The 1,123-nt window shown below is 18.0% G+C and carries 1 pseudogene; it reads right to left on the reverse strand.

Features of this window, described 5'->3' with window-relative positions:
- Positions 1 to 255: 255 nt before the first annotated feature.
- A pseudogene (locus LUA84_RS05035) lies at positions 256 to 660 on the reverse strand (glycosyltransferase family 39 protein); the annotation flags it as partial.
- Between the last annotated feature and the right edge of the window lie 463 nt (positions 661 to 1,123).

The raw sequence follows: 1,123 nt of genomic DNA on the forward strand, positions 1-1,123 counted from the left end.
GAGAAATATTATTGATAATATTATATATAAATATATAGATCTATTATAGTTTTCAAGTTTCTTTGGGTTCTGTAATAAAGAAAATAGATATGCAGAAGAGAATATAAATAAATTAGAGAAGAATAATGAAAGAGGTTGATAAGATGTATATGTATANNNAATTTCAGCCTGTTTAATAAAGATAAATATTGGATTATGATATAATATTAAATTATATAAAAAGTATGGGATTGAAAATAGAAAAGAATATAATATTGTTTTTAATTTATCCTTATTTTTTAAAAAAATTATTGAAGAAATTAACCATAAACCATATTCATATTTTGTAAGAATTGATAAAACTGAAAATAATGAATATAAAACTAAATTTCTTTCTCTATTATCTTTAAAGTATTTTATATAGAAATATATTGAAAAGATTAAGAGAGAAGATGCTAAAACATCCGGATAAATTCTAAATGCCCAAATTAAAAATAAACCATTTAATGAATAAAATAAAATCAAAATATAGTTTATACATTTATTATCATATTCTTCCAATATTTTATATAAAAACACTGTAGATAAAGAAAAAACAAAAATTAAAAATAATTTTATAAAAAATATATTGAAATTTGTAATATAAGAAATTGGAATTAATATCCACCAAATNNTGGAAATCTATAATATTCAAAATATGGAGTATTTAATAATGCATGTTTNNCATTATCTAAATATGAATAGTCATCCCAAAATAATATTGGAGGAGATAATAATAAGATAATTAAATGAGGTATAAATGATATAAGAAATATGTAAATATAATCTTTTTTCATGAAAGATTATTATAATAATTCTTTTAAAATTTTTAGATAATAAAATGAATACTTTTAATTATTTTAAAAACATAAAACAATGAACCCATATTTGTTTTATGAATTGCCATTAAAAATATGTAATCCTAAATCTTAAAAAAGGGTAAAAGATAATTATGAATTATGAAAACATGAATTATAAATTTAGATAATTTAGAATATAAAATTGTTGATATAGATTCTCAATGTATTATTTCTTTAGAATTAAAAATACATAATGAATATGAATCATGGAAAAAAGATGTTTATGATCCTTCAGTTCCCTTTAT

The organism is Candidatus Nanopusillus massiliensis (assembly GCF_920984865.1).